Raw genomic sequence first — 26,416 nt, forward strand, 5'->3', positions numbered from 1 at the left:
CCGTTATACTAAGTATCAATATGACAATCAGACCGATGGCACCCGACGATTGGTTAACTGTTTCTAGAATTTATGCTGAAGGAATGGCAACCGGTTATGCCACTTTTGAAAGTGAACTACCCAGTTATGCCAATTGGGATGCAGCACATGTACAAGCATGTCGCTTAGTAGCTGAAAAGGATACTGAAATTCTAGGATGGGCAGCACTGTCACCTGTTTCAGGAAGGTGCGTTTATGGCGGTGTTGCTGAAGTGAGTATTTACATCAACAAAGAAAGCAGGGGTAAGGGAATTGGCAAACGACTCTTTCATAGTTTAATCGCAGAAAGCGAGACTGCCGGTTATTGGACCTTGCAATCAGGGATCTTTCCTGAGAACCATGCAAGTATCCAGTTGCACGAAAAGGTCGGTTTTCGTTTTTTAGGAAAACGGGAACGGGTGGGTAAAACCAAAGACGGGGTTTGGAAAGACAATCTACTCTTTGAACGACGTAGTAAAACCGTTGGTATTGATTGAACAAAAAACAAGTTAAAAATGAAGAATATTTTAGTCTTATGTACCGGTAATTCATGCCGTAGCCAAATGGCCCATGGTTATTTGGAATCTTATCAAAAAGATTTGGCAAAAATCTATAGCGCCGGTATCGAGACCCATGGGCTAAACCCAGGTGCCGTTGCCATAATGAAAGAAGACGGTATCGATATCACACACCATACCTCAAACCACGTAGATGAATATCAAGGTATACCATGGGATTATATCATTACCGTATGTGATCATGCAAAAGAGAATTGCCCATTTATCCCTGCTGACAAAGCGGAACGTATCCATCATAATTTCTTTGACCCTTCTAAAGTCGAGGGAACCGAAGCAGTAAAACATACTGCTTTTTTAAAGGCACGAAACGAGATCAAAGAGTTTTGCGAAACCTTTATAAAAGAAGAGTTGGTCAATTAACAACGTCCTGCTGTTCAGCATGTTTCCGTTCCAATTCCGCTTGAAATTCTTCCATAACCGGTTTGACCGTACTCTCTGGCAAGTCGGCGATTTTGATATACATCAAGCCATCCACGGCATTGTTGAACAAGGGATCGACGTTAAAAGCCACCATTCGGGCGTTTTGCTTGATGTATTTTTTAATAAGTACCGGTAAGCGCAGGCTGCCCGTCTCAAGCTCTTCTATCAATTTATCGAATTTATTGAGGTCCGCTTTTGTTTCGTCGAACACGAACTCTTTATCGGCATCTTTCAGCTTGACCTTGAATTCTTTTTTAGGGTGTACGTATTGGGCCACATAGGGATCCCAATAATTCGATTTCATAAATTCAATCATCAATGATTTCGAAAAATTCGAGAATTGGTTGCTAATACTTACACCTCCAATCAAATACTTATGTTCGGGATAACGCAATGTCGTATGTACGATTCCTTTCCATAACAGAAATAAGGGCATTGGCTTCTGTTGGTATGCTTTAACAATATAGGCACGCCCCATTTCAATGGATTTCGACATCATTCCGTACAATTCAGGCTCAAATCGAAAAAGGTCTTGAAGGTAAAATCCATCGATACCGTAATTTTTAAAAATCCATGATCCCAAACCCATCCGATAGGCCCCGACAATTTCTTTTTCGGTATCGTCCCAGAGAAAAAGGTGATGGTAAAAGGCATCGAACTTGTCAAGATCTACGGCATTGTTCGTGCCTTCACCAATAGCCCTAAAGGTTACCTCACGCTGACGGCCGATTTCCTTCAAAATAAAGGGCATATCCTTTTCTTGTGCCAAAAAGACTTCATAGTTTTTGCTTTGCAATAAACGGCAATCCTTTTCACGAAGCTTTTCGATTTCACCCTGAATGACCTCCGTTCGAACGGCCGAAGCTATTTTTCGCGGGGCCTTCGGAATCTTCAAAGTGGTCGGCACCTTATCTATTAAGCGTTCTTTTTCAAAAACATTGGCCAGTAAATAGGTCTTTTTTCGAAGCAGATCGGCAAAATCAGAAAGGCTTTCGGCCTCGCCCTGTGTCTTTACCGAGATGGGTTGGCCTATTCTTACCTTAATAGGCCTGCGCCGCTGGGTAGTTAGTTCAGAAGGCAGTTTAGCCGTTCTAAATACCTCATTCATTTTAGCCAATCTATAAAATAAGCGACTGTTTTTCGCATGAAAATAAATAGGCACCACGGGCACTTCGGCTTTGCGTATCAATTTTATGGCAGCCTCCTCCCAAGGTTTATCGACGACCAACTTACCATCTTTATAGGTAGAGACCTCCCCTGCCGGAAATATACCCAAGGGATGCCCATTGCGTAAATGCAACAATGCATTTTTGAACCCAGAAACACTACTCTTGGCATCCTTGTGGTTTTCAAAAGGGTTTACGGGCATGATGAACGGCTTAATCGGTTCGATACGGTGTAATAAAAAATTGGCTATAATCTTAAAATCCTTTCGCTGGCTCAACATCAGTTTGAGCAATAGCACCCCATCAATACCGCCAAGTGGATGGTTTGAAATGGTAATAAAAGGACCCTCTTTAGGCAAGCGTCTGAAATCTTCTTCCGGAATTTCAAAATCAATTTCAAAGTCATCAAGTACGGCATCTAAAAACGCCGGACCCTCTAAGTCTTTATTTTTGTCGTAAAATCTATTGATTGCCGTGATTTTGGTCGTCACCAAGAGCAACCAACCCATAAATGTACCTAAAAAGCCATACTTGTCTAAGTGTATGACCTTTGCAACCTCTTTCGCAGATACCAACCCCATAGTTAAAGCATTAGGTAACGGTAAATATAGAAAAATACAAAGATTGTGGGCTTTCTAATTTATCATTTTACGACCAATTGAACGGTTTCCTTACCGCGTTGCTCGACCAGCACCGAATAGCCATTCAATATTTTTTCCACCGAATGCTCGTCAAAATGCCTAATTGTGTATAACGAGACATCATGATGGCAAGTCACTTTGAATTTTTGTTCGAGCAAGGGCAGCACTTCTTTTAGTCCATTGAAGGTATTGTCTAAACAGACTGAAAAACTTATGGCAGAGTTCTGTAACAAGTCAACCTTTAAACGATAATCATGAAAAAGTTTGAAGATCTCGCTCATATTCTCTTCTACAATAAATGAAAAATCCAATGAGGATAGTTTCAACAAGACCTGACCTTTCTTCACAATGAAACAGGGAACCTCAGGTAAAATCTTGACCCCTTTGCCTACAGTGGTACCTTGCTGCTTTGGATTCAAAAACGATTTCACATGTAGCGGAATCTCCCTACCCTGTAGTGGCTGTAAAGTTTTAGGGTGAATTACCGAAGCTCCATAAAATGCCAGTTCAATGGCTTCACGATACGAGATTTGATGAAGTAACTCGGTCTCATCAAAATGTCGAGGGTCGGCATTTAGTACCCCCGGTACATCTTTCCAAATAGTGACCGATTCGGCCTTAAGGCAATACGCCAAAATCGCGGCCGAATAATCAGAGCCTTCACGCCCCAATGTCGTTGTAAAATTGTTCTCGTCACTCCCCAAAAAACCCTGTGTGATATTGAGTTCCCCTATGTTGACCCTGGCTAGCACTTCTTTTTGTGTACGATTCCAGTTTACATGGGCATCGCGGTAGCTGTTATCGGTTTTAATAAGCTCGCGTACATCAAGCCATTGGTTGGTAACACCCACCTCGTTCAAGTAAGCGCTTACGATGGTTGTCGACAAAAGTTCACCATAACCAACCACTTGGTCATATACAAAGGCATACTTGGGCGATTTGTTCCACATTAAAAAACCCCGAAACTCTTGAATCAATGCATTGACCTTATGATGGATTTCGTGGTTTTTGATTTCAAACAAATCATTGAGTATTGTTTTATGATTCGAAATGACCACATCAATAGCCTGCTCTAATTGGTTCTTATCGTTAAAATAAGCATCTACGATTTGTTCCATGGCATTGGTAGTCTTGCCCATCGCAGAAATAACCAGTAAGGTATCTTGATACCCAACTTGCTTCAGTACTTTAACCACATTTCTAACACCTGCCGCATCCTTCACGGACGCTCCACCAAATTTAAATATCCTCATAAGTTGATTCAGTTACGTCAAGTGCAGTTGAGATATCCTTTGTATTCGGGATCAAAGCGGTTCTCCACAGCACTAGAACGAACAATTTATTCCGTTCAAAAGCTGCCCATACCCTCTTCATTCAGCTGCACTACATCCCAATCGCGCATCACCTTGGCACCTTTGCTTTCATAAAACTTTATGGCCGGTTCATTCCAATCCAATACCTCCCATGCAATTCTGCGAACCCCTTTATCCTTACCATAACGTACGACGCGTTCTAAAAGTGCAGAACCGATACCCGTACCCCTCATGGATTGGGTGACGATCAAATCCTCTAGATGAATGACCGGACCGCACCAAGTGGAATACCGTGCATACGTTAATGCCAAACCCACTACTTTTTGGTCAACCTCGGCCACAAAACAGTGGTAAAGTGGCGTCGCCCCAAAACCTGCTTCGGTCAACTCATCTAGGGTTACCTGAACCGACTCAGGTTCATTCTCAAACAGGGCCAGCTCGTGAACCAAACCCAAAACCTCGGGCATATCGCCTCTTTCGGCGTCTCGTATAATGTATTTCATAACTGTTACAAATAAAACAATTAGTTATAATATAAACAAACAATCATTTTGCGAAAACGTTGTAGTATCACAAAATGGACGATATTTGCATTCAAATAAAACACAATACCCATGTTTGGCAAACAGCACCGAACCCTCGGCGAATTTATTATTGCAAATCAAGACTCGTTTCAATATTCCTCTGGTGAACTTTCCAGACTATTGAACGGCATACGATTGGCTGCAAAAGTGGTCAACCATGAAGTGAACAAAGCCGGGCTTGTCGATATTTTGGGTGATGCCGGCGACACCAATATTCAGGGTGAAGATCAAAAAAAATTGGATGTACTGGCCAACGAAAAGTTCATTCAGACCCTGAAAAATCGTGAAATCGTATGTGGAATAGCTTCTGAGGAAGAAGATGACTATATCAGTATCAACAGCCAAGATGAAAAGCACCAGAATAAATATATTGTTCTGATAGACCCCCTGGATGGTTCTTCAAATATTGATGTCAATGTTTCGGTGGGTACCATCTTCTCCATTTACAGAAGGGTAACCCCGGTCGGTACCCCGGTAACATTAGAAGATTTTTTGCAGCCTGGCCACAAACAGATTGCTGCCGGGTATATCATTTATGGTACTTCTACCATGCTCGTTTATACCACTGGTGATGGCGTCAATGGATTTACACTCAATCCTGCCTTGGGTACTTTCTACCTATCACATCCCAACATGCGATTTCCTGAAAATGGAAAGATTTATTCCGTAAACGAAGGCAACTACATCCATTTTCCACAAGGGGTAAAAAACTATATTAAGTATTGCCAAAGGGAAGAAGGTGATAGACCGTATACCTCAAGGTATATCGGATCCCTAGTATCGGATTTTCATCGTAACATGATCAAAGGCGGTATTTATATGTACCCTAAGAGCAGTAAGGCCTCTAACGGAAAACTACGCCTTATATACGAATGCAATCCCATGGCGTTTTTGGCGGAACAGGCCCATGGAAAAGCAAGTGATGGACGTCAACGTATTATGGATATCGAGCCCACCGAACTTCACGAAAGGGTGCCTTTTTTCTGTGGAAGCAAGAAAATGGTGGAAAAAGCAGAGGAATTTATGAACTAAACCCCCTCTATTTTTCCATTAAGTATTGGTAGTCTTCAAAAGCAATCTTACCACAGAAGATATCCAACGATTTTTGAATCATGCTTTCAGCTTTGTCAGGCGAGTATCCCAGGGCTACCGCATAACGCATGATAAATTTTTTCTGATCTTCATCGACGGATTGATCTGCAAAAGCCATTTGAAAGAATTCAAAAAGACGCTTCAGTCTTTTTTCGCCGCTATGGGGGGTCTGAATTGGATATTTATTTTCCTTTTTCATGACCTCTTTATATTCCGCGTCAGTGATGTTCAGTTTAAAAGCGAACTTGTCAAGAATCGCTTTTTCCTCCGGATTGATATCACCATCAACGCTGGCCAAACTGGCCAAGGTGGCGAAATGTGCCAAATTCTGTCGTTGTTCACCGTGCTCGTATAAATCTATAATGGGCATGTCTTAAATTTTGTTGCGCAAATATAAATCTTTTTAGAGCTAAAGAATATGACCATCAAGTAATATTTTGGTGTTCGCTACGTGCCGTGCCATTCGTTGCTAATACCCTTTTATATTTTACATAGGGATATAGGTTTTTCAGTGCTATCACTAACACGGACCAATGCATTATTTTGTAATTTCACAACGCTATGAAATGAATTGTTACCGTGCTTAAAACCAATTGAAATGTTTGATGCCGAAATCGCAGATTCATGAACACCTAGACGAAAGAATAAGCTAAGATGTGAATAATTACCTCTGATTTACCCATATCATAAAACTACCGAATGAAAACCCCGCTTCTTCAATTTACCGACCGCGGAATCTATTGCGAACCGGCAGCGGTTTATTTAGACCCTTGGAAACCCGTTGACAAGGCCATTATTTCACATGGTCATGCCGACCATAGTCGCTGGGGGCATAAAAGCTACATCACCCATCACAGGAATGTGCCCATAGTTAAGCATAGGCTCGGAGATGTGAACATCACCGGGAAAGAATGGGGAGAATCCTTTAGCATAAATAACGTAAAGTTCAGCTTACATCCGGCAGGGCATATCATTGGATCATCACAGATTCGGGTAGAACACAAGGGCGAAGTCTGGGTTTTTACAGGGGATTATAAATTAGAGGATGATGGTGTCGCCACCCCCTATGAAACCATAAAATGCCACACTTTCATTACGGAATGTACTTTTGGGTTGCCCGCTTTTTTATGGACCCCCCAACACGAGGTATTTCAAGATATCAACGCTTGGTGGGAAGAAAATAAGGCCAACGGACAGACTTCGGTACTTTTTGGATATTCGTTGGGTAAGGCACAACGCCTCCTAAAACACTTAGACCCCTCCATTGGAAAAATCTATACCCATGGTGCCGTTGAAAATATGACCGAGGTACTCAGGCCATTGGTAGATTTTCCTGAAACGGAATTGATAACCAGGGATACCAAAAAGGAGGATATTAAAGGAAATATGGTCATTGCACCACCTTCGGCACACGGCAGTACTTGGATCCGTAAAATGACACCCTTTGTCACCGCTTCGGCAAGCGGATGGATGGCGTTTCGTGGCGCACGAAGACGACGTGCCATAGACAAGGGCTTCGTACTAAGTGACCATTGCGACTGGCCCGGGTTGTTAAAAGCCATTAAAGATACCGGTGCCGAAAAAATCATTTGCACCCATGGGTATACTGAAATATTCTCGAAGTATTTAAGGACACTTGGCTATGATGCCCGAACCGAACAGACCCAGTATGAAGGGGAGCTAGGGGAAATCAATACTACCGAAACTGAAAAAATGGCGTCGGAATGAAAGATTTTGCCAACCTCATCAAAACGTTGGACAGTACCAACAAGACCAATGTCAAAGTACAAGCTTTGGCAGACTATTTTGGTAAGGCGAGCGACAAGGACAAGGTTTGGACCATTGCCATTCTTTCGCATAGAAGACCCCCACGACCGGTAAACACTACCTTACTTCGTGAATGGGCCGCAGAATTATCGAACATACCCTTATGGCTGTTTGAAGAAAGCTATCATATTGTCGGTGATTTGGCAGAGACCATCGCTTTGGTCATTCCCGCCGGTGAAGAATCTACCGACAAAAGTCTCACTGAATTTTTAGAAGAGATGATAGCGCTCAAACCAAAACCCGATAATGAGAAAAAAAACTACCTCTTCAAAAACTGGCAACAGTTAAACTATTACGAGCGTTTTGTGTTTACCAAATTGATCACTGGCGGCTTTCGAATAGGGGTTAGCCAGAAATTAATGACTCGGGCTTTGGCCAAGGCAACTGAAATCGATGAAGATGTGCTAGCCTATAAATTAATGGGGAATTGGGACCCCGATTCCATCTCATTTCAAGAACTTATTTTAGAGGAGAATGAAAGTGACTACTTATCAAAACCCTATCCCTTTTATTTGGCTTATGCCGTCGAAGATGAGGTGTCCGGTTTAGGCGACCCCAGTAATTGGTCCGTAGAGCACAAATGGGACGGTATTCGATGTCAGGTCATCATCAGAAACGACGCCCTATTTGTTTGGAGCCGAGGAGAAGAATTGGTAACGGACAAATATCCTGAATTTCAAGAATTTGTAGGGGTCATTCCGAATGGAACGGTGCTTGACGGAGAACTACTACCCTACCCTAATGGGGAAATCGGCACCTTCAATGATCTACAGACCCGCATTGGCCGTAAGACCGTTTCTAAAAATCTACTGTTAAAGACCCCCGTAGTACTAAAGGCCTATGACCTATTGGAATGGGAAGGAAATGATATTCGGCAAAAAACCTTTATTGAACGGAGAACAATTCTTGAAAAACTGATTTCGACTACGCTCAATCACCAGGTCGCTGAGCGGAGTCGAAGCGATATTCCTATCTTATTATCCGAACGAATGCAATTCAACTCCTGGCTTGAAGTAGCCAAAGAACGAAACCGTGCTCGTGAAAAACGCAGTGAGGGCTTGATGCTCAAACGAAAGGATTCAGCCTATCAAGTCGGACGAAAAAAAGGGGATTGGTGGAAATGGAAAGTAGACCCCTTGACCATTGATGCCGTACTGACCTACGCCATGCGTGGGCACGGCAGACGTAGTAACCTCTTTACCGATTATACCTTTGCGCTATGGCAAGAAAATGAAAAGGGAGGTAAAGAACTCGTCACTTTTGCCAAGGCCTACTCCGGATTGACCGATAAAGAGTTTCGAGAAGTAGATGCTTGGATCAAGAAAAATACCTTAGAACGTTTCGGTCCTGTTCGTAGTGTGACGCCATACCATGTTTTCGAAATCGCCTTTGAGGGCATTGCTTTTTCAAAACGCCACAAAAGTGGGGTTGCCACCCGTTTTCCAAGAATACTTAGGTGGCGGAAGGATAAGAAAATTGAGGAAGCCAATAATCTAGAGGATTTAAAAGCACTGATTCCGACCCCGAATACTCGGGGGAAGGAATCTCCCAGCAAAGAAACCCCAGTAAAAAGATCATGATCAAGGCCAAAAAATAGAGACCGCAGAAACAAAACTGGGAGTTTTTGGAATGGAGAACTTAAATATAGTATGAGAAAGTATTCAACAGATTACTTCGCCAAATTCGTAATTCGTCCATGAAAGGATATTGCTACATATTGACCAATAAAAATAAGACCGTACTTTATGTAGGAGCTACCAATGACATACAACGACGAATCAGAGAGCATAAAACTGGAAAATATGCTAAATCATTTACAAAAAGGTACAATTGTTCTCTATTGGTTTACTTTGAAGAATTTGTTTCGGTAAGTGATGCCTTTGAAAGGGAAAAACAATTGAAAGCAGGCAATCGAAAACGAAAAGAAGGTTTAATCAATTCATTAAATCCAGAATGGAAGGATTTATCCGAAGATTGGCTTGACGAAGAAATGGATTCTAAGTAACTTTTAGCACAGATTAAACTGATTGCTTCACTTCGCTCGCAATTTATGACTCGTAAAGAACTCTTCCATATCGCCCAAAACTGGTTTGACCAACAAGGTTGGAAACCCTTTGCATTCCAAAAGGAAAGCTGGACCGCTTTTTTGCAGGAGAAGCACGGTTTACTCAATGCACCAACTGGTAGTGGAAAAACCTATGCCTTGTGGTTTCCGATCGTATTGAACTATATCAAGAATAATCCTGATTATAAAACCAAACATAAAAAAGGCCTAAAGGCAATTTGGATAACGCCGTTACGGGCCTTATCGCAAGAAATCAAGCAATCCGCAGAGCGCATAACCAAAGACTTGGATACACAAATGACCGTTGGTATTCGAACAGGTGACACCTCGACCAAAGAGCGTTCGAGGCAGAAAACGGCCATGCCCGATTTGTTGATCACCACCCCAGAAAGCCTGCAACTTTTACTTTCATCAAAAGGCTATGACAAGGTTTTCAAAGACTGTTCGGCCATTGTGGTCGATGAGTGGCATGAGCTATTGGGCACTAAACGGGGGGTGCAAATGGAATTGGGATTATCGCGCTTAAAAACCATTTGTCCAGACCTACGAATTTGGGGTATTTCAGCTACCATTGGCAATCTGGAACAGGCCAGGGAAGTATTATTGGGGCCTACCTCTGAAGCACTTCAAAACTCCGTTTTGGTCAAGGCAAAGCTGAACAAGAAAATTACGGTAAAGAGTATTATTCCGAAGCAAATGGAAACCTTTCCATGGCGCGGGCATCTGGGCCTACATCTTTTAGAGGATGCCGTACCTATTATCAATAACAGCAAGACAACATTACTTTTTACCAACACCCGAAGCCAGTGTGAAATTTGGTTTCAAAAAATATTGGAGAAACATCCTGAATATGCCGGGGAGCTTGCCATGCATCACGGTAGTGTAAATAAAGAAACACGTATTTGGGTAGAACAGGCCATTCGCAATGAAAGCCTAAAAGCCGTCGTTTGCACCTCGAGCCTGGATTTGGGTGTCGACTTTGCCCCAGTAGAAACCGTGGTTCAAATCGGTGGCCCAAAAGGGGTGGCCCGTTTTTTACAACGTGCTGGGCGCAGTGGCCATAGACCAGGTAAAGAGAGTGTCATCCATTTTTTACCGACCCATGCCATGGAGCTCATTGAGGCCTCTGCCATGCAGCAAGCAGTCAAAAAAGAAGCAGTCGAAGACCGTATCCCCTATTTGAACAGCTACGATGTACTCTTGCAATACCTGACCACCTTAGCTGTCTCTGATGGGTTCTATCCCCATGAAATTTATACCGAAATCAAACAGACCTTTTGTTATCAAGGCATCACGGAAGACGAGTGGCAATGGCTGCTTAATTTTTTAGTCATGGGCAGTCAAAGCCTGAAAACCTATGATGAATACCAAAAAGTAGAAGTTGGGACCGATGGAAAATTTAAGGTGAATAACCGTGGTATCGCCATGCGGCATCGCTTTCAAATTGGTACGATTGTAGGTGATGCGGTCGTAGCCGTTCGCTATCAAAAAGGGGGCTATATTGGCTCAATAGAAGAGTATTTCATCTCAAAGCTTACCCCTGGTGATGTATTCACTTTTGCAGGTCGAAATTTGGAGTTCATTCGAATAAAAGGGATGCAGGCCCATGTTCGAAATTCCAATAAACGTACTAATAAGGTGCCCAGTTGGATGGGTGGCCGTCTCAGCTTTTCAGCGCAAATGTCAGAACTGCTGCGCCAAGAACTCTATACCGCTGAATGGGAACCTGCAAAACAGTCTGATGAGATCAGGTCATTGGCCCCGATGTTCGCCAAACAGCGTGAAGAGAGCATCGTTCCCAAACCTGATGAGTTTTTAATAGAGACGTTTAAAACAAGGGACGGTTACCATCATATTTTCTATCCCTTTGAAGGACGGGCCGTTCACGAGGCCATGAGCAGTCTGTTATCATACCGCATCAGCCTGTTAAGCCCCATCACCTGCTCATTGGCCTTTAACGATTACGGATTTGAAATGCTATCAGACAAACCTATCGATATTCAACAGGTATTGGACAATGATTTGTTCTCGACAGACTATATGCTCAGCGACCTGCAGAAGAGCTTGAACAGCAATGAAATGGCAAGGCGTAAATTCAGGGATATTGCGGTCATCAGTGGAATGGTGTTCACAGGCTACCCTGATAAGGGAATCAAAATGAAACATTTGCAAAGCAGCTCCCAATTGTTGTTTGATGTTTTTAAAGATTTCGAACCCGATAACCTCCTGTACCAACAGGCCTTTACCGAAACATTTGAACATCAATTGGAGGAAGGACGTTTGCGCATGGCCTTAGAACGAATCGCTGAACAGGAAATCGTTTGGAAACAGTGTAAAAATCCCACCCCCTTCTCTTTTCCAATTATCACCGATCGATTGCGTGAAAAGTTGTCAAATGAAAAACTGGCCGATCGTATTAAACGAATGACCAAGATTTTGATGAAGTAGACCACCCCACCCTTCGGTCGCCCCACCTAGTTTCAGGATGGAAAACTTTTTTTACGGAACCAAAACAAAAAAAGCCCTCCTCCTTTTTCAAGGAGGAGAATGAATTCCGCATAGCGGAAGAAAGAGGTGGTAATTTTGTATTTTAACTCCATGCACAACCGCAAACATCTGGAGCAATACAGAAAACACTTAAGAAACAACGCCACCTCAGCTGAAGCATTTCTTTGGAAGCACCTATCTAAAAAACAGCTGGAAGGAAGAAAATTTAGAAGACAGCACAGTATTCAAAATTATATTGTCGATTTTTTCTGTCCGTCTGAAAAATTGATCATTGAATTGGATGGTGAAGTTCACAATAATCCCAAAGCACAAGAAAAAGATAGAATCCGAGATGAATTTTTTAAAAATCTCGACTATACGGTATTACGATTCGAAAACAAAATGGTGTTTGATAGCTTACCATCCGTCCTTGATGAAATAACCCAATGTTTTACATCAAAAAAGTAACTATTACCACTCTAAACCACCCCGCCCTATGGGCACCCCTCCTAAATTTAGGAGGGGAACTTCTGGAGGTTGAGCAGAAAAGCCCTCCTCCTTTTTTCAAGGAGGAGAATGAATTCCGCAAAACGGAAAAACGAGGTGGTTACTTTACCTTTGCCATGCAGTGCTACTTTTAACCATATGCCCCATTCCATCCAAATAAAAAATCAAGAATTCCGGCTTCATCCCACGGGGGGTATTTTTTGGGTTGAAAAATCGATGTTGCTCATTAGTGATGTACACTTGGGCAAGGTGGCCCATTTTCGAAAATTTGGGGCTGCCGTACCCCAAAAAGCAATTCACAAAAATTTTATGTTGCTTGATGAAATTGTCAACGCTTTTCAACCCTTTCAAATCTGTTTTTTAGGAGATTTATTCCATTCTTCATTAAACAAAGAATGGCAGTTGTTTGAGAATTGGGTGGAAAAGACACCAGCCGAAATCATTCTGGTTGCCGGAAACCATGATATCATTGCCCCAGAGAAGTTCGAAGCTTTGACCATACAACTATTTCAAGAATTGGTCATCGATGGTTTTTTATTGACCCATCATCCTGAGGAACGTGAAAACTTTTTTAATTTCTGCGGGCATATCCATCCCGCGATTCAGATGCAAGGTTTTGGACGTCAACGCTTAAAATTGCCTTGTTTTTTCAAAAAACGGCACCAATTGATCTTACCAGCTTTTGGTGAGTTCACCGGAACTTTTGTCTTGGAACCTACAAAAGAAGATGAGGTGTTCGCCATTGTGGAAGATGAAGTGGTAAAAGTTTAGATTCCCCAATCGTTGCGATGTTCCTCATTTCGAAATTACGCCGTTATGGTCTTTAGGTCATTTCAAACTGCACAAAATAACTGTGAAAAATCTTCTGAATGTCGGTAATGAATCATATAGTATTGTCACCTCGAACGCAGTCCAGAGGTCGTTTGGCATAACATACTCAAAATGAGGTCTCTACTGCGATCGACCTAACATGGATTATGATGTTTGACTCATTACAGATATTTAAAAAAATCTTAGATTCCCTTTGTGAAGAACTAACTTGAAATCTATATTTGCAACAAAGTTTTTAGGTTGAACAAAACCTCCATTTTAGAACTTTTTGAACAGTCTCCCCAACTCAGGAAACTGCAGGATTTTATTGCCGAATCCGAACCTCTTGACCGTACAAAAGCCCGCAAAATCAGCCTTAAGGGACTTACAGGTTCCGCACTTTCGTTTACGTTCGCTGCCGCTTTTAAATCAGCCGAAAAACCATTCTTGGTTCTGCTCAATGATAAAGAAGAAGCTGCTTATTACCTCAATGACCTAGAACAGTTAATCGGTGAAAACGAAGTGCTTTTTTACCCTGGCAGCTATAGAAGGCCTTATCAAATCGAAGAAACGGACAATGCCAACGTGCTTTTAAGGGCCGAGGTATTGAACCGCATCAATTCTAGAAAAAAACCAGCGGTCATTGTTTCGTATCCCGATGCACTTTTTGAAAAGGTGGTGACAAGAAGAGAACTGGATAAAAATACCCTTAAAATCAAATTGGAAGATACCCTCTCCCTTGATTTTCTGAACGAGGTACTTTTTGAATACCAATTCAAACGTGTCGATTTTGTAACCGAACCGGGTGAGTTTTCAGTTCGTGGCGGTATCGTTGATGTCTTTTCGTTTTCACACGATGAACCGTATCGAATTGAATTTTTCGGTGATGAGGTCGATAGTATTAGAACCTTTGATGTAGAAACCCAGTTATCCACTGAGAAAGTCAATAAAATTGCCGTCATCCCCAATGTAGCCAATAAATTGGTGCATGAAACACGGGAAAGCTTCCTGAAATATATTTCACCAAAGACAGTTATTTTTTCTAAAAACTTAGATTTGGTCTATGACCGAATAGATACCAATTATGAAAAAGCCAACGAAAACTTTTCAAAACTTAGTGAAGACCTGAAACACGCGAGACCCGAAGAATTATTTTTAAATTCAGATGCGGTTAAAGAACAATTGGGCGCATTTGACCTTATTGAGATTGGGGCTTTGAATTCCTCCAGCAAGATGGGCACCTCGCCTGAGTTCGAATTGACTTTTGACACCAAGCCACAACCCGCTTTCAACAAAAAGTTTGACTTATTGATTGAAAACCTGAATGAAAACCATGACGCAGGTTTTACAAACGCTATTTTCTGTTCTACGGAGCAACAAGCCAAACGCTTTCATGATATTTTCGCTTCGACTACGCTCAGCGAACTTGATACTAAGCGAAGTCGAAATGTACACTACAAAACGATAGTCTTCCCGCTCTATCAAGGTTTTGTTGCCCCTGATCTAAAACTTGTCTGTTATACGGACCATCAGATTTTTGAACGCTACCATAAGTTCCATTTAAAGAACGGCTATGCCAAAAAACAGGCCATTACCCTCAAAGAACTCAACAAACTTGAGATTGGCGATTATGTGACCCATATCGACCATGGTATCGGCAAATTTGGTGGTTTACAAAAAATAGATGTCGAGGGTAAAAAACAAGAGGCCATCAAACTGATGTATGGAGAACGCGACATTCTATACGTGAGCATCCACTCTTTACATAAAATATCAAAATTCAATGGTAAGGACGGGGCGCCCCCAAAAATCTATAAATTAGGATCTGGAGCTTGGAAAAAAATCAAGGACAAGACCAAAAGCCGTGTCAAAAAAATTGCTTTTGACTTGATTAAAATCTACGCCAAGCGAAGACTTGAAAAAGGGTTTCAATATGCTCCCGACAGCTATCTACAGCACGAACTGGAGGCTTCCTTTATTTATGAGGATACCCCAGACCAAGAAAAATCTACGGCAGATGTTAAAAAAGACATGGAAAGTGAACGCCCTATGGACCGTCTTATCTGTGGCGATGTAGGTTTTGGCAAGACCGAGGTAGCCATTCGTGCCGCATTCAAAGCAGTCGATAACGGAAAACAGGTCGCTGTTTTGGTACCCACCACCATTTTGGCCTTTCAACATGCACGCACTTTTAAAGAACGTCTTAAAGAGATGCCCGTAACCGTTGATTATTTGAACCGATTCCGCACAGCAAAAGAAAAACGGGAGACCCTAGAGCGACTTGCCGAAGGTAAAGTGGACATTATTATCGGCACACATCAACTGGTCAACAAAAATGTGAAATTCAAAGATTTAGGTTTACTTATTGTTGATGAAGAGCAGAAATTCGGTGTTGCGGTAAAAGACAAATTAAAGTCCATTAAAGAGAATGTAGATGTCTTGACTTTAACGGCAACCCCTATCCCAAGAACATTACAATTTAGCCTCATGGCGGCCCGTGACCTATCGGTAATTACAACGCCACCACCAAACCGCTACCCTATTGAAAGTAGGGTGATTCGTTTTAATGAAGAAATCATTCGCGATGCGATTTCTTATGAGGTACAACGTGGGGGCCAGGTATTTTTTATCCATAATCGTATTGAGAATATCAAGGAAGTAGCGGGCATGTTACAACGATTGGTACCCGATGCCAAAATTGGTATTGGCCATGGACAAATGGAAGGCAAAAAGCTAGAGCAGCTTATGCTCGCTTTCATGAATGGTGAATTTGACGTTTTGGTTTCGACCACAATCGTTGAAAGCGGATTGGATGTTACCAATGCTAACACTATTTTCATTCATAATGCCAATAATTTTGGCCTGAGTGATCTGCATCAAATGCGAGGTCGTGTGGGGCGAAGCAATAAAAAAGCCTTCTGCTATTTTATCACACCGCCCTACGAAGTAATGACTACGGATGCCCGCAAGCGCATAGAGGCTTTAGAGCAATTTACAGAGCTGGGAAGCGGTTTTAATATTGCCATGAAGGATTTGGAAATTCGTGGTGCCGGTGATTTGTTGGGGGGAGAGCAAAGTGGCTTTATCAATGAGATCGGCTTTGAAACCTATCAGAAGATTTTAGCAGAGGCCATTGAAGAACTCAAAGAAAATGAGTTCAAAGAACTATACGATGAAGTAGAAGGCGATAAACCCAAGGTCTTTGTCAAAGAAACCCAACTGGATACTGATTTTGAGCTCTTATTCCCCGATGATTATATCAACAATATTACGGAACGCCTAAACCTTTATACCCAGCTCAATGCCATTGAAGATGAAGAAGGTTTGACCAAATTTGAAACGGAATTGGTTGATCGTTTTGGGGAACTGCCTACGCAAGCGGTGGATCTATTTAATTCCGTTCGTATCAAATGGTTGGCCAATAGTATCGGATTGGAAAAAGTGATATTAAAAAAGAACAAACTGATTGGCTACTTTTTGGCAGACCAGCAATCGCCTTTTTACCAAACTACGGCCTTTACGAAGGTACTGCAGTATGTACAAAGCCATCCGCAGCAATGTCAACTCAAAGAAAAACAAACCCGAAATGGTCTTCGCTTATTGTTGACTTTTGATGGGATAACGAGTGTGGAGAAAGCACTAAAGGCTTTGCAACCACTAGCAAAAGAAAAAGTTGCTTCACTGCTGTAAGCAAAGGTGGGTTTCAGCTAAACAGAAAGACGGAGGGGTTTGATACTAAACCATCCCTCCTTAAAAAAAGGAGGGGAACCAAATAAGCTCATATAGAGTTTTAACCCTAATTGGGATTTTTTAAACAATCAAGTGATTTAGATTTCTCACATGCATTCTAAATGACACTCAACAGTAATTTCGATATGCGATACAAAGTGTTGATTGAGAAATCTAGTTTTCAGAAGTCATTTTCCCATGAAATTTGGATGTCCATGTCCATCATAGCTCTCATACCCCTGTTTGGCCAAATACCCTCGTTTATGGTTATCATACAACCCTACAAAAGCAGTTAGATTCATAGCTTTTTGCTTGCATTTTCAAGTTCATTGACAATTTGACTTTGTTCAATGGTCCGCTGTGGAACGTTGTAGGTCGCCCAAAAGTCAGCATCAAAATTTTCGGCTTGGTTTTCGATACTTGCTCCGATATCCAAATTTCCTTGAAATGGATAATTGGAAACATTTTCGGTGACGATGTTATTCACAAAAAGCTCTTTTTTAGGGTATTTCGTAAACACTATTTTTCTAGATTCCAGTCCCTTGAAAATTCGCCAATGGTCTTCTTCCCTTTGGTATTTTAAATACATTTTGCCTTGGTATTCTTGGTATTCAAAAACCACATTGTAATAGACTTGTAACGCCCCATTGGTAAATCGTCTACGCCAAGATCTGTTTTTAATGGCCTGTCTGGTCAGTTCCATCCGTACAAAAGCAAAGCTTTCACTGTCGATATAAAGTGTTGCGGTTTGAAATGGCTTATCGACACCCTTTATTTTATACACCAGTCTGTTATCGTAAGTCAATACACTTTCGATTTCATAGTTCCAACCCTTTTTACCCAGTATAGGGCCGTAATCAAAACGTATAAAATCATCTTCTACTAAATCTACAAGCGAGTTCTTACGTTCTTGATTTTTATTCCAAGGATGTTTTTCGGTGATACTATTACTTCTCACGCCCAGCAATTCAATTTGTGGCTTACGTTTGACCTGAGAACCTTGGTATTTGAATTTGGCCGCACACTCTAAATACGCTACATATTCATCATCCTCTTTTTGCAGATCCCGAACAAATCCCTCTAAAATATAGGGTTCTGTAGGGTAATTGGCCTCGATATTTTTATAAGCCCGTTTTACAATATCTTTTGCAGTGAGCACCTTATCTTTTGAGGCACTCAGTTGTACCTCATTAAGTTCATAGACCTGATGGGTTAATCTAATTCGTTCATCATTTGAAAATGAACTGGGTTTCTTTTCGATAGTTCGATATCCCATTGCGGAAATCACAACTTTTCCGGCCTTATTTTTAACCGGAACATAAAACACAAAATAGCCTTCAGCATTGGAAGTAGTGCCCCTAGCCGTATTCTTAAGGTAAATTGAAGCAAAGGGTATGGGCTTTGAGGTTTTACCGTCCAATAATTGTGCTTTTATGGTCACCACCTCTTGACCAAAGACCAATCTTGAAATCAATAAAAAAATAAGGTAAAAATAAACCCTAATTGTTTTTGTCATAGGCTTAAGACGAAGCATATTCCATATTGTTACAAAAGTAGGGATAATCTACAGTTAGTTCTCGTTTGCAACGAGTTCCTACATGAGTGAAAAGCTTACCGGAAAGAAAAATAAAAACCCTGATTTGGAGTAATTCCAAAGGCTAGGTACGCAAAGCTACATTCGGTTGTAGATTGCTTACAGATTCCTTCCCTGCACTCGGAATTACGGCTTTACATACCCATATTTACCTAAATGCTCAGGGCTGTAATAGTTATATAATCCTGCGACGGCGGCAGTATCCAGATCCTCTAAATTAACATCACCGTCCTCTAAAATAGCTTTTTCCGGTAGTATTAAATGTTCTATTTTGCCAATGATCAATCGCGTATTATTGCATTTTACCAAATGTTCCTCTTGAAATGAAAGCCCGATTTTAATATGACTTTCCGCTACAAACGGCGCATGAAAATCATTTTGGTAAAATTCAGTGAGCCCGACGGCATCAAACTCTGAAATAGCCCGGTCGTATTTTGCTGATGTCCGATGGGCCTGTTTATGAATTGCGGTCGTGATTTGATTGATCGTATACACGCCCGTTTCCTTAAGGTTCTCATAGGTATGGCGTTCTACGGTTGTAGGTCTTAAGATAAAACCCAAATACGGCGGATTCGCACCGATATGGACCACACTATTGAAAACGGCCAGATTGGTTCGTCCGTTTTTAGATTTTGTACCGATTAAATTGGCCGCTTTGAACCCCGAAACCATATTGATCAAATTGGCGCGGTAGCGGCTCGGTAATTGCATGATTTCATCAAAAGAGAACATTTTATCCATAAAAGCAATTTGTACAAAGGTATTTAGATTTAAGATTTCCCACGCACGTTCAAAATGACCCATTAGACACAAAAGTCATTCTACCAGAACGGAATCAATATCTTTTTCTTCAATGGTATTTGGTTTGTCCCCATAGAAGGGAAGCAACAATTGTTTATCGGCAAAACGACCTCCTAAATCCTCATCAAATGGGGTTTTTACCAAAACGGTGTTCCACTTGCCTTCGACACCAATATAATATTGGGTGACACTATCCTTAAGATTTGTAAACCGCATACAATCTTCTACGACTTCAATAAGCGCTCTTCTGTTTTTTGGTTCTATTTTCTTGATATCCCGTACTGCTAATAACACAAGCAACTTGGTACCGCTTCGTTTGGTAAAATAGGCAATGTCTTTAGTGCTGATACCGCCTACGATATCGCCATCTATACACTGCTTTAGGGCAAGGGTTACCGTATCCTTAGCCTGTACCATACGGGAGAGCCTGTCAATATCGGTATTTAAAAGTGTTAACCTTGGATCCACTTCGATTTTATACTTGTCTGGGTATTTAGAGCGCATGTAAACCCCGTAAAAAGAAAAGCTCATCACCACTATGAAAAGACTGACCAAAACCAAACATCCACAGCCTTGCCATAACGGTCGTTTTACAGGGTTTACTCGATTTTCATTATCCAAAGCTTGAAGCATTTCATGTGTAAAATGTGCCTTATCATAACTTTTTTTACAATGTGAGCATGCTGCAATATGTGTTTTAAACAAAGGAATAATAGGAATCCAAAAAAAGTGGAAATACTTGCTAAACGTACTTACTACAAAAGAATCTTTCGTTTGACAATACGGGCAGGTAGTACGCTTTAATTTTCGTTCTTTGACTTTGGTGGCACGGGTTCCAAAAAAGAATAGCATAGGTTGGTTATTAAAGACCATTTCAAAAATACCTTAATTACCGAACCTGGCACTCCCTGTTTAAAGGGTATTATTTAGTATTGACCAGAACCGTTCTTTTCCTTTTTGGCGTCAAAAGACCACATACCGTTCTCGTAAAACGATAGCTTGGCCCGCTGGGTTTCAAAATCTTTTGAAAATTGGACAACCACCCCTTCGTTGGGCCAGTAAAAGCTATCTTCAGCCTTTGGCGACAGCATAAAGGAAAAACCATCTTCAAAGGAAACCTTAATACCCTCGTCTAAGGCCTCAACATGTACTTTACCGATAAAACTATTTCTATAAACCCCTTCATGAACTTCAATTTGCTCGGTTGGTATGGCAACAGTGCTGGGCTCTTCATAAGCTTTAGGTGCTTGACCGAGTAAAGAACCCAAGTCGTTAAAAGAGTACGAGTATTTCCCCTTGACCAACAAATCCTTAATAGTTGTACCGACTTTGTTATTGGGATCATGCTTGGAGAAAAACCACAACTCGCCAGTGGTCAAATTCTGAATATTGGAATACATGGTACCCCCATTTTTTTGCGCCGTTTGCTCTAAAATTTGCGTCATGGTCGCTAAGTTCACCGCTGACTCTTTTAACATTGCCTTTGCAATGGGATAGCGCCAACAAGAGCTGGCAGCTTCATCACCGCAAATATCAAAATTAGTGGAAACCAAATGTTCTCCGGGTTTGGCAACATGGATTCCTGATGCACTGATTATGGCGAATTTACCATTTCTATCTGCCACATGCATTTGGGCACCTCTAAATCCGTCTTCGAACCAATACGTTTCAAAAAAGGCCGCCACCTCGTCCACCGAAGCCATATTGGCTAGAATATGGGGCAAAATAGCTTCATTGCCTGCTGGAAAAACCACCTTGCTTCCCATTTCGAAGTTTTCAACATATTTGATTTGGTTAAAATCGAACGTTAACCCGGCTTCATTGGTTCCTCCTTGCAGGCTTCCTCCATCACCATATCTGGGCGATAGATAGGATAGGGTAAAATACCCATATTTAGAATTCTCGGTTTTGGGGAATACATTGATGAAGTTGCCCACACCGAAGGGGCCATCTTCATTATTGGCATTCCAAACATGGCCATTCTTAGCGATTGCACTGATAATCGTACAAGAAAAAGTACTTGATGGTAGTATAAAAAATAGCATACCAAAGGCCAATAGTTTAAATTTTAATATATCGGGTACTTTCATGATTCTTATATTTTAAGTTTTATATGGGTATAATGCTTTGGAAGGTATTTTACCATCCAAAAAAGAAGCAGTATCGAATACTTTTATGTAGAAAGTTACAATTGGCCTTTGACCATAGAGGAAACTTTATAAAGTACCAGAATTTCCAATATGATCACGGGAAAAAAGAGGAATAGTGCTATAGGGGATAAAATTACGGTCAGTAGACAACCTGCCATGAGTAATTCCATGATTCCAGAAGCTAAACCCGTGTTACCCAAAATGGGCCTGGACTTTAAAATTGAAATTCCAAATAATATTCCTAGTGCACCAAATGCTACGGACTCTGCCAAAAATACCGTTTCAATATCGAGTGCTCCATTAAAAACCGATACTATGTCATACACGTAAAAGCATATGTTGGTAATGATCATCAAAACGACGGTAATCTTCATCAAATAGTTTCTCAATAGTTTCCCTGAGATCAAAAAACCATACAAGAGCATCGAGTATAGCACAAGTATTAGAACCTTAACGGTAACATGACCCCATTGCCCATAGATCAATTCACCGTCTTCAATCCTTACATAATCAGCTATACCTTCAAATACTGCTGCAATCAAAAATAAGATTCCGGCAATCCAGGTAAAGGTCAATAGATTATATACCGATCTTGCTTCTTTCGGGGGAACAAAATCGATTTTAGAAGCGTTTTGATTTTCTTCTTCCTCTAGACTCTCCAAGTCATATTCTAAAGCTGATAAAATGGTTTTCACGGTATAGCTTCTTGGGGAGACCTCACCATTTTCTATTCGCTGTAAGGTTCTTACGTTGATATTGCATTGTTCTACCAGTTCTTCTTGGGTAAAGCCCTTTTGCTTGCGTAACTCACTTATTCTTAATCCTAATTCCGGTTGTTTCATTGTACTACTATTTCAATTCGTTGGGCAATGTTAAACCCAAAACCAAAAAAGCCCAAAAAATCACGTCGGAATTGACCCGACATTTAGACGGCATTTCAGTAATAGTAAGGGTTTCAAGAGAATTTCAAGAATTTGAAACACCATCAAGCCCCATTCTACTTTCAGCTTAAAAAGGTATACATACAAGCAACCAAAACCAAAAATCGTTATCTTAAAGAAAAAGAATCAGTAAGATGAAGAAGTTTGGTATTATATTTTTTTTGCTCATTTTGACGAGCTGCTCAGATTCGGACGATGAAATGGTGCTTACCGAATCTTTACCTCAAACTTGGGAGTTGGCAAGTATCAATGTAGGGATTTCAGGGGAAATACTTGAAGACAATGAACTGCCTTGGCAAGAAACCTTAGTTTTAAATTCAGACAATTCTTTTGTTAGAACGAGAATCTACGAAAATGAGACCATTACGGCAACGGGACGGTTTATGCTCTTGGAGGCCCCTGAAGAGCGGCAGCTCATATTGGTCCATAATGACGATAGCCCTTTGATAGAAAACTGTTCAAACTCTAATGAAGAACGTCTTCGATTTGTTTCAGCCAATCAATTATCAGGTGGTGCGGTGCCTTGTGATGGACCAGGGCTTTTTTATGTTAGAACAGCGTAATAGGGGATTTAGAATTTTTTCTTGTGCACGGGTTTGCCTTGGGCATCATGATACTTCCATGTTCCAACTTGTTCATCTTTTTTAAAACGACCTGTTATCTTTTCAGTACCATCTTTGTAATATTCTCGATAACGGCCATGTTTTAAACCATCTTTTAATTCGACCTCAAATCGAATACTTCCGTTGGAATAGCGTTTCGTAAAACGTTTTGCATTTAAATCCGTGGGATATATGGGCCTTAATTTAAAAACAGCATCCGTGATTTCGTCATTGCTGCTATGTAATACGGTGTTCAACTTGCTGGAATTTTCGAATTGAGCCTTTGTCTTGACCTTTTCTATATCTTGGTAATCGACAACTAGCTTGCTCTCGAACAAGTTATCTTCAGGGGTTAATTGAAACCCCACTTGAGGAAAACAGATGATAAAATCCTTGTTTTTTCGAAGTTGATTTTTTGTACCTCTATCTGCAAGTACATACATGTTGTCATACAAGACTGGGATATTGCTGTAAGCGAACAGACTGCTCTCGCTATCAAATTTTTTGTTGAAATCAATAAAATCACCTGAAGTTGACAGGGTCTCTTCTATCAAATAGCCATCTATCATGCTTTTTAAGGTGTTGGGGTTGTTGCTAAAAACAACATAATCATCGATCATCGTAAAGTAAGGTTTGTCAAAATTCTCAAAGCGTTTTCCTAAAAGAATTTTAAAAAAGCCTTTGATGGAAAGGAAATTGATATTATGGTCGTTATAGTTGACCGCTTTGAACTTGACGGGAGTTTTCTTTTTGATTTGCTTGAGTACAAAATCAAGATTTGTTTTGGCACTATTGATATCATTTACCTTCAATACCAATGCAAGGTCATTCTCACCTTTCGATAGGTCTGACTTTATTTGAAGTAAGGCAATCTCATCACCAATCCAATTGACAAAGTTTTCTTTGACGTCAATCTTTAAAAATTTTTCTACTTTTTCAATCCCAGCCCTATAATTTTCGAATTGTACGGTATTGTTTTCCTTTTGTACCGTTTCAAAATTTTCATAAAACTTGGCAAAACCGTCAAAACCGTAACTTATATAGAGTGCCGTACGTTTTGGTGCGATTTTAGGAATGGTTCGTTTTGCCGTTCCAGACTTTTGGAGCGCTTCTAAATAATTTTCATTGTCAAAACCGATATTGGTAAACCCGTTGGCCGTTATGGCACTGTTTCCATCCAAATCAAAACTAAAACCGGAAAACAGGAAATTCTCGCTGGCATTTTTAATCCAATCCGCAGGTTTATTGGAAAATCGTTTGTAATAATCATCTAAAAAATCATATTGCAAATAGAGCCGAAATAGATCTTCATACCCCACTTTCTTATTGATTTCCAAAAAATTCAAATTCCGACCTAGATAGGGTTCTTTATATTGATCAATGGCTGCTTCAACTAAATTATGGGTATACGAGGCGATCAATTGGTTTTTGACAAAGGCCATATACATAGTCTCTTTACTGCTTCTATCATAGATTTCTAAAATCTCATGGTCATGGTAGTTACGTTTACTGAGCGTATACCCTTCATCTAAAAGGGTGTTCAAATACGTTTTTAGCAGTTTGAGCTTTGCAATTCGTTTTAAATCGAGCACATAAAAGATTCCATAATCTTTCTGTGATACCATGTGGATCGAAATAAACAAAGAACGGCCATCAAAAAATTCGAACAACTTATGGTTATTGTTAAAGATGGTGTCGACTTTTTGAATGTTCTCAGTCAGTGTTGCGAAGTAATCATTTTTATTCAAATGCTTCCATGCATCACTTTGGCTGATTTTCTTCCAACTTTCCACGGGCTGGTCTGACTCAATAACAAAGACGGCATCTTTAGGAATCAAATAAATAGATTGTAAATTGGTCTTGGGGGAAAGCACAAAAATATAGAGTAGGTAACCGATATAGGCTAATACCATCGCTAGAAGGCCAAAAAAAATCCTTTTTTTAGTCATGATTCAACATAGATTCAAAATCAGAACGAAAAAGAAAAGGCTTTAGTTTATTAGAGGGTCTTCAAGTCCTTTATCGTCTTGAATGCCACATCTACCTGATCGTCATTGACTAAAATAGTAAATTCATTTGTCGTTGAGATAACCTCATAAAGCACGATGCCTTCCCAAGCCAAGCGTTGAAAGATGAAATAGTAGATACCAGGTACCGATACGTTTTCTGAGGGTAGCTTTACCGTTACGGATGAAAGATTTTCCGCCTTTTGGGTACAACGTTCCCCAGCAAATAATTCTTCAACGGTATGGTCTAAACTATTACTCACCACAATATTTATCTCATTTACCCCTCGTGATGAAGTATAAAAGATGTCTTGGTTCTTATTGACCTCTTCAAGCAACTTGGCCTGATTGGCCAAAATCGTCTCAGAAGATAAAAAGGTATAATCGGTGAGATTAGATCTTACCGTTATCTCGCCAATATTCTTTAATACCTTTACGATTTTATGGGTAGCCCGAAACTCGAGATCATCCGATAATCGTTTTAAGGCCATAACGATGGCACCATTGCGAATATCTTTGCCCAGCTCTTCTTCAATCTCGGGCTTTACAATACGGGAAAGCGATGTGAGATTAATGATTCCCTGGGCCAAAGCACTTTGTAGAAAAGGTTTTTTTTTGATATAGCTCTCGACAACTGACGATATGGTTTTCATAACAGGTGGATTTGAAACAAAATTAACTTATTGTTATAAATAAAACAAATCGTTAAAAATGATAGAATGCATTTTCTAAATGCTCCAGTTCAAATTGTTTCCCTTTCTTTAAAATGGTAATAATGTCAAAACGAACTTCGACATCCAGATCATTTTCAATTACATATTGATCTGTAGCAGAAACCAATAGCTTTATTTTCTTCTCGTTAACGCTGTCGGCAATGGGTCCAATGAAGTCTGAACTCCTTGATTTTACCTCTACAATGGCCAATGTATTTTCCATTTGGGCGATAATGTCGATTTCCGCTTTTTGATACCTGTAATTTGTGGCACGTATACGATATCCGTTTTCCACCAAAAAATCAGCAGCTTTTTGTTCTCCAAGCTTCCCAAATTCGTTATGTTTTCCCATGAATTGGATAAAATATGAAA

At 40.6% G+C, this 26,416-nt stretch carries 23 protein-coding genes; 11 read left to right on the top strand and 12 right to left on the bottom strand.

Annotated elements, in window-relative coordinates; all coding sequences use genetic code 11:
• Positions 1–20: 20 nt before the first annotated feature.
• A complete protein-coding gene (locus tag AACM45_RS08730; protein ID WP_339142086.1) occupies positions 21–515 on the top strand; it encodes a GNAT family N-acetyltransferase in 495 nt (164 codons plus the stop codon).
• Positions 516–533: 18 nt separating this feature from the next.
• Entirely contained in the window at positions 534–956 is a 423-nt protein-coding gene (locus AACM45_RS08735; RefSeq protein ID WP_339142087.1) for an arsenate reductase ArsC, read from the top strand.
• Here AACM45_RS08735 and AACM45_RS08740 read toward each other — a convergent pair.
• The 3 genes from AACM45_RS08740 to AACM45_RS08750 form a co-directional block, all read right to left on the bottom strand.
• Entirely contained in the window at positions 949–2,763 is a 1,815-nt protein-coding gene (locus AACM45_RS08740; RefSeq protein ID WP_339142089.1) for a lysophospholipid acyltransferase family protein, read from the bottom strand. The genes AACM45_RS08735 and AACM45_RS08740 overlap by 8 nt on opposite strands.
• A 62-nt stretch (positions 2,764–2,825) precedes the next feature.
• Positions 2,826–4,076, bottom strand: coding sequence for an aspartate kinase (locus tag AACM45_RS08745; RefSeq protein WP_339142090.1), 1,251 nt, complete (start codon positions 4,074–4,076; stop codon positions 2,826–2,828).
• 95 nt (positions 4,077–4,171) lie between these two features.
• Complete coding sequence (locus AACM45_RS08750) at positions 4,172–4,639, bottom strand: GNAT family N-acetyltransferase (RefSeq protein ID WP_339142091.1); 468 nt, start codon at positions 4,637–4,639, stop codon at positions 4,172–4,174.
• A 111-nt stretch (positions 4,640–4,750) separates the two neighbouring features.
• Here AACM45_RS08750 and fbp point away from each other — a divergent pair, with 111 nt between their 5' ends.
• Positions 4,751–5,752 carry a class 1 fructose-bisphosphatase gene (fbp, locus tag AACM45_RS08755; protein WP_339142092.1) on the top strand — a complete coding sequence of 334 codons (1,002 nt, stop codon included), beginning with the start codon at positions 4,751–4,753 and terminating at the stop codon, positions 5,750–5,752.
• 7 nt (positions 5,753–5,759) lie between these two features.
• Here fbp and AACM45_RS08760 read toward each other — a convergent pair whose 3' ends face one another.
• Positions 5,760–6,182 (bottom strand): TerB family tellurite resistance protein, encoded by a 423-nt coding sequence (locus AACM45_RS08760; protein ID WP_339142094.1) that lies wholly within the window; start codon positions 6,180–6,182, stop codon positions 5,760–5,762.
• Between the two features lie 329 nt (positions 6,183–6,511).
• On the opposite strand from AACM45_RS08760, the gene AACM45_RS08765 reads away from it, so the two are divergent.
• The 7 genes from AACM45_RS08765 to mfd all read left to right on the top strand — a co-directional run bounded on the left by AACM45_RS08765 (position 6,512) and on the right by mfd (position 17,198).
• Positions 6,512–7,540 carry a ligase-associated DNA damage response exonuclease gene (locus tag AACM45_RS08765; protein WP_339142095.1) on the top strand — a complete coding sequence of 343 codons (1,029 nt, stop codon included), beginning with the start codon at positions 6,512–6,514 and terminating at the stop codon, positions 7,538–7,540.
• The gene (locus AACM45_RS08770; RefSeq protein ID WP_339142096.1) at positions 7,537–9,219 is read left to right on the top strand and encodes an ATP-dependent DNA ligase; all 1,683 of its coding nucleotides are present in this window, start codon (positions 7,537–7,539) and stop codon (positions 9,217–9,219) included. The genes AACM45_RS08765 and AACM45_RS08770 overlap by 4 nt, the downstream gene beginning before the upstream one ends.
• Before the next feature lie 116 nt (positions 9,220–9,335).
• Complete coding sequence (locus AACM45_RS08775; protein WP_339142098.1) at positions 9,336–9,644, top strand: GIY-YIG nuclease family protein; 309 nt, start codon at positions 9,336–9,338, stop codon at positions 9,642–9,644.
• Positions 9,645–9,689: 45 nt separating this feature from the next.
• Entirely contained in the window at positions 9,690–12,152 is a 2,463-nt protein-coding gene (locus AACM45_RS08780) for a ligase-associated DNA damage response DEXH box helicase (protein WP_339142100.1), read from the top strand.
• A 150-nt stretch (positions 12,153–12,302) separates the two neighbouring features.
• Positions 12,303–12,659, top strand: a complete 357-nt coding sequence (locus tag AACM45_RS08785) for an endonuclease domain-containing protein (protein WP_339142102.1) — start codon at positions 12,303–12,305, stop codon at positions 12,657–12,659.
• A 177-nt stretch (positions 12,660–12,836) separates the two neighbouring features.
• Complete coding sequence (gene pdeM, locus AACM45_RS08790; protein WP_339142394.1) at positions 12,837–13,469, top strand: ligase-associated DNA damage response endonuclease PdeM; 633 nt, start codon at positions 12,837–12,839, stop codon at positions 13,467–13,469.
• Between the two features lie 300 nt (positions 13,470–13,769).
• Positions 13,770–17,198, top strand: a complete 3,429-nt coding sequence (gene mfd / locus AACM45_RS08795; RefSeq protein ID WP_339142104.1) for a transcription-repair coupling factor — start codon at positions 13,770–13,772, stop codon at positions 17,196–17,198.
• Positions 17,199–17,535: 337 nt separating this feature from the next.
• Here the strand turns inward: mfd and AACM45_RS08800 are convergent, their stop codons facing one another.
• The 5 genes from AACM45_RS08800 to AACM45_RS08820 form a co-directional block, all read right to left on the bottom strand.
• Positions 17,536–18,753 carry a carboxypeptidase-like regulatory domain-containing protein gene (locus AACM45_RS08800; protein WP_339142105.1) on the bottom strand — a complete coding sequence of 406 codons (1,218 nt, stop codon included), beginning with the start codon at positions 18,751–18,753 and terminating at the stop codon, positions 17,536–17,538.
• Between the two features lie 204 nt (positions 18,754–18,957).
• Complete coding sequence (locus AACM45_RS08805) at positions 18,958–19,572, bottom strand: flavin reductase family protein (protein ID WP_339142107.1); 615 nt, start codon at positions 19,570–19,572, stop codon at positions 18,958–18,960.
• Between the two features lie 75 nt (positions 19,573–19,647).
• Positions 19,648–20,484 (bottom strand): zinc-ribbon domain-containing protein, encoded by an 837-nt coding sequence (locus AACM45_RS08810; RefSeq protein WP_339142108.1) that lies wholly within the window; start codon positions 20,482–20,484, stop codon positions 19,648–19,650.
• A 74-nt stretch (positions 20,485–20,558) separates the two neighbouring features.
• The gene (locus AACM45_RS08815; protein ID WP_339142109.1) at positions 20,559–21,722 is read right to left on the bottom strand and encodes a hypothetical protein; all 1,164 of its coding nucleotides are present in this window, start codon (positions 21,720–21,722) and stop codon (positions 20,559–20,561) included.
• 95 nt (positions 21,723–21,817) lie between these two features.
• Positions 21,818–22,624: a helix-turn-helix domain-containing protein gene (locus tag AACM45_RS08820; RefSeq protein WP_339142110.1), complete on the bottom strand. Its 807-nt coding sequence runs from the start codon at positions 22,622–22,624 to the stop codon at positions 21,818–21,820.
• Positions 22,625–22,857: 233 nt separating this feature from the next.
• On the opposite strand from AACM45_RS08820, the gene AACM45_RS08825 reads away from it, so the two are divergent.
• Positions 22,858–23,286: a hypothetical protein gene (locus AACM45_RS08825; RefSeq protein ID WP_339142112.1), complete on the top strand. Its 429-nt coding sequence runs from the start codon at positions 22,858–22,860 to the stop codon at positions 23,284–23,286.
• A gap of 8 nt (positions 23,287–23,294) precedes the next feature.
• Here the strand turns inward: AACM45_RS08825 and AACM45_RS08830 are convergent, their stop codons facing one another.
• Genes AACM45_RS08830 through AACM45_RS08840 form a run of 3 tightly spaced genes read right to left on the bottom strand, consistent with a single transcriptional unit; the run spans position 23,295 to position 26,396 of the window.
• A complete protein-coding gene (locus AACM45_RS08830) occupies positions 23,295–25,274 on the bottom strand; it encodes a DUF3352 domain-containing protein (protein WP_339142114.1) in 1,980 nt (659 codons plus the stop codon).
• 50 nt (positions 25,275–25,324) lie between these two features.
• The gene (locus AACM45_RS08835; protein WP_339142116.1) at positions 25,325–25,984 is read right to left on the bottom strand and encodes an aspartate kinase; all 660 of its coding nucleotides are present in this window, start codon (positions 25,982–25,984) and stop codon (positions 25,325–25,327) included.
• A gap of 52 nt (positions 25,985–26,036) precedes the next feature.
• On the bottom strand, positions 26,037–26,396 hold the full coding sequence (locus tag AACM45_RS08840) for a YraN family protein (RefSeq protein ID WP_339142117.1): 360 nt from the start codon (positions 26,394–26,396) through the stop codon (positions 26,037–26,039).
• Positions 26,397–26,416: the final 20 nt, after the last annotated feature.

The organism is Croceitalea sp. MTPC5, assembly GCF_036985505.1.
GTDB lineage: Bacteria > Bacteroidota > Bacteroidia > Flavobacteriales > Flavobacteriaceae > Croceitalea.